The organism is Anaerosporomusa subterranea, assembly GCF_001611555.1.
In the GTDB taxonomy this organism is placed as follows: domain Bacteria; phylum Bacillota; class Negativicutes; order Sporomusales; family Acetonemataceae; genus Anaerosporomusa; species Anaerosporomusa subterranea.
Genome location: NZ_LSGP01000001.1, coordinates 405267 through 412823 on the forward strand (window position 1 = coordinate 405267; position 7557 = coordinate 412823).

Sequence of the window (7557 nt, forward strand, 5' to 3'; positions counted from 1 at the left end):
GAATTTTATTGACAGCAACTCCTAGCTGTCTTCTTTTTTTGTGAAAACCTGGTATACTAGCCTAGAGGTGATTTCACTGAAGATTGGTAACGTAGTAATTGAAACACCGGTTGTTCTAGCTCCTATGGCAGGGGTGACTGATCAGCCATTTCGACTGTTGGCGAAGGAAATGGGTTGCGGACTAGTCTATACAGAGATGATCAGTAGCAAAGGACTGTTGTTTCACAATTGTCACACAGTAGACATGCTCCGTATCGATGAGAGGGAACGCCCTGTCTCCGTACAAATCTTTGGTTCTGAGCCTGATTCGGTAGCTGGCGCGGCTAAGTTAGTCGAGGCTGCCGGTGCCGATATTATCGATATAAACATGGGCTGTCCAACTCCCAAGATTGTCAAAAACGGCGAAGGGTCAGCACTGATGCGGCAACCTGCTCTGGCTTATGAAATCCTGGCTGGGCTTGTAGACGCTGTCCGAGTACCGGTCACTGTCAAAATCCGCACAGGTTGGGATGCGCGTTCCATCAATGCGGTGGAAATTGCGGTTCTGGCCGAGAAGGCAGGCGTGGCTGCGATAGCGGTGCATGGTAGAACCAGGGAGCAGTTCTACTCCGGACAAGCGGACTGGAAGATTATCCGCTCTGTCAAAGAGAGCGTTTCTATCCCGGTGATCGGCAATGGCGATATTCGCTGTTCGAGTGACGCGGCAAAGATGATGGCAGAGACAGGTTGCGACGCCGTCATGATTGGGCGTGGTGCTCAAGGCAATCCTTGGCTATTCCGCCAAGTCTCTCACTACTTAGCCACTGGTGAGCAGTTGAGCCCACCTAGCTTCGAAGAGCGGGTAAACCTCCTGCATCGTCATCTTAATATGGCGATTGCCTATTCAGGGGAATACATAGGTGTCAGAGAAATGCGGCGTCATGCCGCTTGGTATACCAAAGGCCTTAGACATGCGGCTGAGTTGCGGTTACGCTTTAATTCAGCTGAGACCAGAGAAGACTTCTTTGCGGTCTTTGCTTCATTGAAGGCTATCTCTGAAGAGGAGGGTCTGGAAGTATGCTGATTATGCCTGTGGCAAATGGAGTGCTGCCTCGTCCAGGAGGCGGTAAGATTAGCGGCGCATTTGTCATAGAACAAGGCGGACGTCTACTGGCTGCCACTGGCGTTGGACAAGATATTCTGATATGCCCGTGGGTAGTTGATGAGCAAAAACTATATCCTGTGGGTGTGATTGCTCGTTTGGCCGAATTAGTGGAACAAATGGTTCCCGATCCGGAGGGCGGCGCTTCCGTTCCTGTAATGTTGGTTTGCTTAGAAGGGCGTGGTCACGCTCGCTGGCAGGGCCAACGGTCTTGTGACGGATTGCTGTTTGCAACAGATATTGAATACTTGCACTTCAGACATTCCCGCAAGGAATATCCAGTTATCTCAGGTGCAGGCTGGATGCCGGAAGGCGGAACAACTGAGTTTCGTGATGCATCTGATATCCCAGTGGCTCTTTATGGTACAGATTTAGAGACCGGGAGAAAGATAAGCCTTTGCGGCAACTTGGGCGGACTTGTAAGTCAAGATCAGGCTCACACCATTGAACATGCGATCATCCGCGCCTTACGGACTTTTGGTTTATGTACCGCAAAAACCCTAATTGCCGCGATGGCTCGCGAAGGCGAGGAACTGAAACGGTCAGTTGAAGCCAGCATACGCTATGCACTGCCTGAGGTCCTCGGTTTGACCGCGACTGGAGCCTGTGGTAACCCGATGACTAGTTTAGCGCAATTGTATCTGTCAACAGACATGCTTGATAATCTCAACGCAGGACAAAAACTGGATGAGGCTCTTTATAAGGCGAGGCGTAAGGTTATGTCCCAACTGACTCAAGATATCGGATTGACCACACAACCAGGAATTCGCGCTACCCAGGGCATGAAACGCGGCATGAATCATGATGATACTCCGCTGCGTTTGGAGACCGCTAAAAAGGTAATTGCACGCTTTCCCTTATCCCCATGGGAATAATAAATGCTTTGAGGTTCAGTGAGCCGAAATTGCGTTTTACCGCAGAGTACACAGAGGCAGAGTCTGCGGAGGGTTACGGTAAATTTGTAAAGCAATTTACGTACCCTCAGCGAACCCTCTGCGACCTCTGCGTATTCTGCGGTTAGAGTGCCCTGCCTCCCAAAGCCGCAATCAGCGATGCTAAAGATTCTTAGCGCTACTACTGCCGTTAGGTCTCATATGTAACGGCGGTTTTTTCTTGTTCTGAGGGATAGAATGGAAAAAAGTTGAGAATACTAGGAAAAGTGCTATACTGTTGTATGTACACAAGGTTGTGCACATATATTGAAGGCAGGAGAAGATGCACAATGCTGCTTCGAATTGGCGATAAGCTGATTAATCGACAAAAAATTTATCGCACAGTTGATCAGATTCTCAGCTTGCGTTGTCAGGGTTTGTCGCAACAGGAAGTCGCTAATCAGGTGGGGGTAGATCGAACAGTCATATCGCGTCTGGAGAATATGGGCGAAGTCCGCAAAGGGAAGACAGTGGCGTTAATTGGCTTTCCCATTCACAATTGCGAAGAACTTCAGCAAGTTGCTCGGCAGGAAGGTATTGATTATTGCTTACTGTTGACTGAAAAGCAGAGATGGCAGTTTCTTCAAGAAAAATCCGGGGTAGAATTGTTTGATGCTATCATGCGGATTATCGCAGAGATACGAAGTAATGATACTGTCATCATTTTGGGATCAAATATGCGGATAAAATTGATTGAAGCTATGTTGGATAAGGAAGTAATCGGCGTTCAAATCGGAGAATCGCCGATTGCTGAAGATAAGTATCTGGAACCGGCAATCTTGCGCGATATCGTACGGAAGATCCGGTAAGAATGGGAGACAATATGAAGCGGGTTGTGAGTATTAGCTTGGGGTCATCCAAAAGAGATCACTGTGTAGAACAGGACTTTAATGGGCAATTGATCAGGATTGAGCGGATGGGAACGGATGGCAACATTGAAAAGGCGATTGACCTGATTCGTGCGCTTGATGGAAAGGTCGATGCCTTCGGGCTGGGCGGCACTGATCTATATATTTACGCAGGGGGTAGACGCTATACGTTTCGGGAGTCTCTAAAGATTGTATCAGCAGCAAAGCTCTCGCCGATTGTGGATGGCAGCGGAGTGAAGAATACTCTTGAACGGGCGGTTGTTTCCCATTTGGCTGGTAATCATCAAGTAATGATGAAAGACCGGCGGGTTCTATTGGTCTGCGCGGTTGATCGCTTCGGGCTGGCGGAATCTCTGGTCAAAGCTGGTTGTCAAGTAACTTGTGGCGATTTGATGTTTGGGTTGGGAGTGCCGATTCCAATCAGGAGTTTGGCTGGACTGCAACGACTCGCCAAAGTGGTCGCGCCGGTTATTACTAAATTGCCGGTTCGCTTGTTTTATCCAACAGGCGAAAAGCAAACTCGGACAGCACCAAAATTCAGTCGCTATTTTCATGAAGCAGAAATCATTGCTGGCGACTTTCACTTTATTCGCCGTTATATGCCGCCAGAGTTGCCGGGGAAAATAGTAATTACGAATACCGTTACCGCAGATGATGTCGCAATGCTTCAAAAAAGCGGTATTCATATGTTGGTAACAACTACGCCTGAAATGGGAGGGCGTTCCTTCGGGACTAATGTGCTGGAAGGCATACTAGTCGCATTGTCTGGTAAACGACCAGAGAATATGTGCAAAGATGAATATAGTCAGATTATGCAAAGTATAGGCATTAAACCGCGGGTTAGTGTCTTGGGGCATTGAGAGGAGAGTGTTTTATGGAACGATTCGCATTTATCGTCCATCCAATCGTCGCAAAAGATTTCGCACGCAAATTTCCATTCGCTGAGAATTGGTCAGATAGTTTTGTAGAAGGCATTATCAAATACATACCTCCCTTCAAGGTCTCTCATATCGCAGGCATTGAATCAGGACACGCTGCAAGCGAAGGTTGGTTTGTCGGCTGCCCATTGACCAGCCGTCAAATGGTGAGTATGCCGGAAGAAGTTGTTATTAAGAAGATTATTAAAGCCGGAAAGGTTGCCGAAAAATTAGGTGCGAAAATTGTAGGGTTAGGCGCATTTACCTCTGTAGTTGGAGACGCCGGCCTAACCATAGCCCAAAATTTAAATATAGCGGTGACTACAGGTAATAGTTATACTGTTGCAACCGCCATCGAAGGTGCTAAGAAAGCAGCTCAGCTAATGGGGATTTCTCTCGATAAGGCAAACGTGCTGGTGCTGGGGGCTACAGGCTCTATTGGGGCAGCCTGCGCACAGCTTTTGGCACGTGACGTTCGTTACCTAACCTTGGCTGCCCGCAGTGAGGATAAATTGGAAATACTTGCTACACAAATTTTACGTTCAACAGGATTAGCGGTTCGTGTCACGGCTAATACTAAATCTGCTCTGAAAGCGGCTGATATCATTATTGCAGTGACGAGCGCGGTGGATAGTATTATCGAGCCTGATGATTTGAAACCAGGGGCCATTGTCTGCGATGTTTCGCGTCCGCGCAATGTCTCGCAACAAGTTGCTCAGGCGCGTAACGATGTCTTGGTCATTGAGGGCGGCGTTGTGGAAGTGCCTGGAGATGTGAATTTTGGTCTGAACTTCGGCTTTCCACCGAAAACTGCGTATGCTTGCATGGCTGAGACAATGATTCTTGCACTGGAGGGCAGATACGAGAACTTTACGTTAGGACGGGACTTAACTGTCAAACAAATCGAAACAATCGGTCAATTGGCTAACAAGCATGGATTTAAACTCGCTGGCTTCCGCAGTTTCGAGCGGGCAGTTTCGCAGCAAGAAGTGCTGAACATCAAGGCCAACGCAGCAGCCAAGCTTGCAATAAAGCAAGAGAGATTAGGCTAGAAATTATTGACAGACTTTAGTTTTATGCCTATAATATGCATAATGGCAGTAAACGCCGCGATGATAGTAGCCAAACTAGGTGGTATTGCGGCGTGTCAAGCAGAGTGTCAAGTGTAACTTGACACTATTTATATTGCTTTATGCAACTATCACTCTATATGCTTGCCGACATAGTATATTACGGATTAGAATTTCTCAGAGTTAAAGGAGAGGTAAAGGTCATGACAGAAAAGCAAGTTATGCTCACCGCAGACGGCTTGAGAAAAACGGAAAACGAATTAGAACATCTGAAATCTGTCCGTCGTCGTGAGGTGGCAGAGCGAATAAAGCAGGCCATTGAATTTGGTGATATCAGTGAAAACTCTGAGTACGAAGACGCGAAAAATGAACAGGCCTTTATTGAAGGTAAGATACTGGAACTAGAGAAAATCCTCCGCAACGCGAAGTTAATTGACGAAGCTGAGATCCGTTACGATGTTGTTGCATTAGGTTCTACTGTCGTTCTTAAAGACTTGGAAGATTCCAGCGAAGAGGAATATACTATCGTTGGTTCGACGGAAGCTAATCCGAAAGAGAACAAGATATCTAATGAATCACCGGTAGGCGAGGCCATTCTCAACCAGAAAGTTGGTAGTACTGTAGAAGTCAATGTTCCTGCCGGAATTTTAAAATATCAGATCATTGAGCTAAAAGCACGAACCCACTGATCTAACACGGGGGAGAATATCGTATGAAAGAGCAACAACATCCGCAACAATCAGCGCCTGAGACAGAGCAAGATCTAAACGAACTGTTGAAAGTTCGCCGCGAGAAGATGGCAGCAATTGCCGAAAGAGGCTTAGAACCCTTTGGCAGAAAATATGATTTAACGCATCGCGCCCAGGACATTACTGGGCGCTTTGAAGAGCTCGAAGATCAGGAAGTTCACATCGCCGGACGCGTTATGTCTCTACGCGGACATGGGAAGACGTCATTTGTGCATCTGTCCGATTTAACAGGCCGTGTACAGCTTTATTTTCGCCAAGATGTTGTTGGTGAAGAAGCCTATAGCTTATTTCAACTTGTAGATATTGGTGACATTATTGGTGTGACTGGTACGGTATTCAGGACACAAAAGGGTGAAATTAGTGTCCGTGTAAACGAGTTTGAAATACTCTCTAAATCACTACGTCCGCTGCCTGAAAAATGGCATGGACTAAAAGATGTTGAAATGCGCTATCGTCAGCGCTATTTAGACCTAATTGTTAATCCTGATGTTATGCGGACCTTTGTTTTACGCAGTAATATTATCAAATCGCTGCGATCTATCTTGGATGATCGAGGCTTTCTTGAAGTAGAGACTCCTATGATGCATCCTATCGCCGGTGGTGCTGCGGCTAGGCCGTTCGTGACTCATCACAATGCGTTAGACATGAAACTGTACATGCGCATCGCGCCTGAGCTTTATCTAAAACGCCTAATTGTCGGCGGCTTTGAGAAAGTGTATGAATTGGGCCGGGTATTCCGTAACGAAGGCATTTCGATTAAACACAACCCAGAGTTTACTATTGTTGAACTCTATCAGGCGTATGCAGATTATCAGGATATCATGAAGCTTACCGAAGAAGTCATCGCCGGCGTGGCGCAGGCTGTCCTCGGAACGACCAAGATTAATTACCAAGGACAAGATATCGATCTCACTCCTCCATGGAATCGCTTAACGATGGTTGATGCGATCAAAAAGTATGCTGATGTCGATTTTGCCGCAGTCAAAACGGTCGAAGAGGCACGGGCAATCGCCGATAGGCTAGAGGTGCATTATGAGAAAAAATTCGGCATTGGCGGGATTCTCAATGCAGTCTTTGAGGCAGTTGCCGAAGAACATCTGATTCAACCGACCTTTATCATTGGACATCCCACAGAAATCTCGCCGCTGGCAAAACGCAATAAAGAAAATCCGGAAGCGACTGACCGCTTCGAGGCCTTTATTTTTGGCAGGGAAATCGCCAACGGTTTCTCTGAGTTAAACGATCCGATCGATCAAAAGGGGCGTTTCTTAGATCAGGTTGCTGCGCGCGAATCTGGCGACGACGAAGCCCACATGATGGATGAGGATTATGTAAATGCGTTAGAATACGGCTTGCCACCGACAGGTGGTCTCGGTATTGGTATTGATCGCTTGGTCATGTTTCTGACCGACCGTTATTCGATTCGTGATGTTCTGCTGTTTCCCCATATGCGGCATAAAGAGTAATTAGCAGGCCGTTGATAAAGGCCAATCTGTATTGCTAGCCCCGAAAACCATTGCTGTGCATACTAAGTCGTACGCAAGCAATGGTTTTCGGGGCTTCCTAGTGATGTTACAACATTACCTTCCTCGTCAGGTAATGTTGTAATTTTCCTAGGAAACAACAGCTCGCCCTTTCTAAACGCTATTGGGGAATGAGAGCGGGAGACGAATCTTTTTTCGAAACAGTGATACAACCGTTGACATGGCTTTTGCAGCGTGGTATTATATAAAAGTCGCTTAACCATAATGACTTGCTCATAATGGCGGCGATATAAAAAACAAAATATATGTTGACAAGCGAATTTTGTTATGTTAACATATATAAGCGTCGCCGGTAACGGCAACGGCGGTTGAAAGCAGCGAAGCTGCTGGCAGCC

The 7557-nt window shown here is 46.9% G+C and carries 7 protein-coding genes; all 7 read left to right on the forward strand.

Annotated features, from left to right (window positions below):
- Positions 1-76: 76 nt before the first annotated feature.
- The gene (gene dusB, locus AXX12_RS01720; RefSeq protein ID WP_066237317.1) at positions 77-1063 is read left to right on the forward strand and encodes a tRNA dihydrouridine synthase DusB; all 987 of its coding nucleotides are present in this window, start codon (positions 77-79) and stop codon (positions 1061-1063) included.
- The gene (locus tag AXX12_RS01725; protein ID WP_066237219.1) at positions 1057-2016 is read left to right on the forward strand and encodes a hypothetical protein; all 960 of its coding nucleotides are present in this window, start codon (positions 1057-1059) and stop codon (positions 2014-2016) included. The genes dusB and AXX12_RS01725 overlap by 7 nt, the downstream gene beginning before the upstream one ends.
- A 347-nt stretch (positions 2017-2363) precedes the next feature.
- A complete protein-coding gene (locus tag AXX12_RS01730) occupies positions 2364-2882 on the forward strand; it encodes a helix-turn-helix domain-containing protein (RefSeq protein WP_066237222.1) in 519 nt (172 codons plus the stop codon).
- Positions 2883-2896: 14 nt separating this feature from the next.
- Positions 2897-3802 carry a quinate 5-dehydrogenase gene (locus AXX12_RS01735; protein ID WP_066237225.1) on the forward strand — a complete coding sequence of 302 codons (906 nt, stop codon included), beginning with the start codon at positions 2897-2899 and terminating at the stop codon, positions 3800-3802.
- 14 nt (positions 3803-3816) lie between these two features.
- A complete protein-coding gene (locus AXX12_RS01740; protein WP_066237228.1) occupies positions 3817-4911 on the forward strand; it encodes a saccharopine dehydrogenase NADP-binding domain-containing protein in 1095 nt (364 codons plus the stop codon).
- A 221-nt stretch (positions 4912-5132) separates the two neighbouring features.
- Positions 5133-5618: a transcription elongation factor GreA gene (greA, locus tag AXX12_RS01745; protein ID WP_066237231.1), complete on the forward strand. Its 486-nt coding sequence runs from the start codon at positions 5133-5135 to the stop codon at positions 5616-5618.
- Between the two features lie 23 nt (positions 5619-5641).
- Positions 5642-7144, forward strand: a complete 1503-nt coding sequence (gene lysS / locus AXX12_RS01750) for a lysine--tRNA ligase (protein WP_066237234.1) — start codon at positions 5642-5644, stop codon at positions 7142-7144.
- Positions 7145-7557: the final 413 nt, after the last annotated feature.

Coding starts and splice junctions, on each gene's coding strand:
- AXX12_RS01725 (WP_066237219.1), top strand. CDS start 1,057: ATGCTGATTATGCCTGTGGCAAATGGAGTGCTGCCTCGTCCAGGAGGC.
- greA (WP_066237231.1), top strand. CDS start 5,133: ATGACAGAAAAGCAAGTTATGCTCACCGCAGACGGCTTGAGAAAAACG.
- AXX12_RS01740 (WP_066237228.1), top strand. CDS start 3,817: ATGGAACGATTCGCATTTATCGTCCATCCAATCGTCGCAAAAGATTTC.
- lysS (WP_066237234.1), top strand. CDS start 5,642: ATGAAAGAGCAACAACATCCGCAACAATCAGCGCCTGAGACAGAGCAA.
- AXX12_RS01730 (WP_066237222.1), top strand. CDS start 2,364: ATGCTGCTTCGAATTGGCGATAAGCTGATTAATCGACAAAAAATTTAT.
- AXX12_RS01735 (WP_066237225.1), top strand. CDS start 2,897: ATGAAGCGGGTTGTGAGTATTAGCTTGGGGTCATCCAAAAGAGATCAC.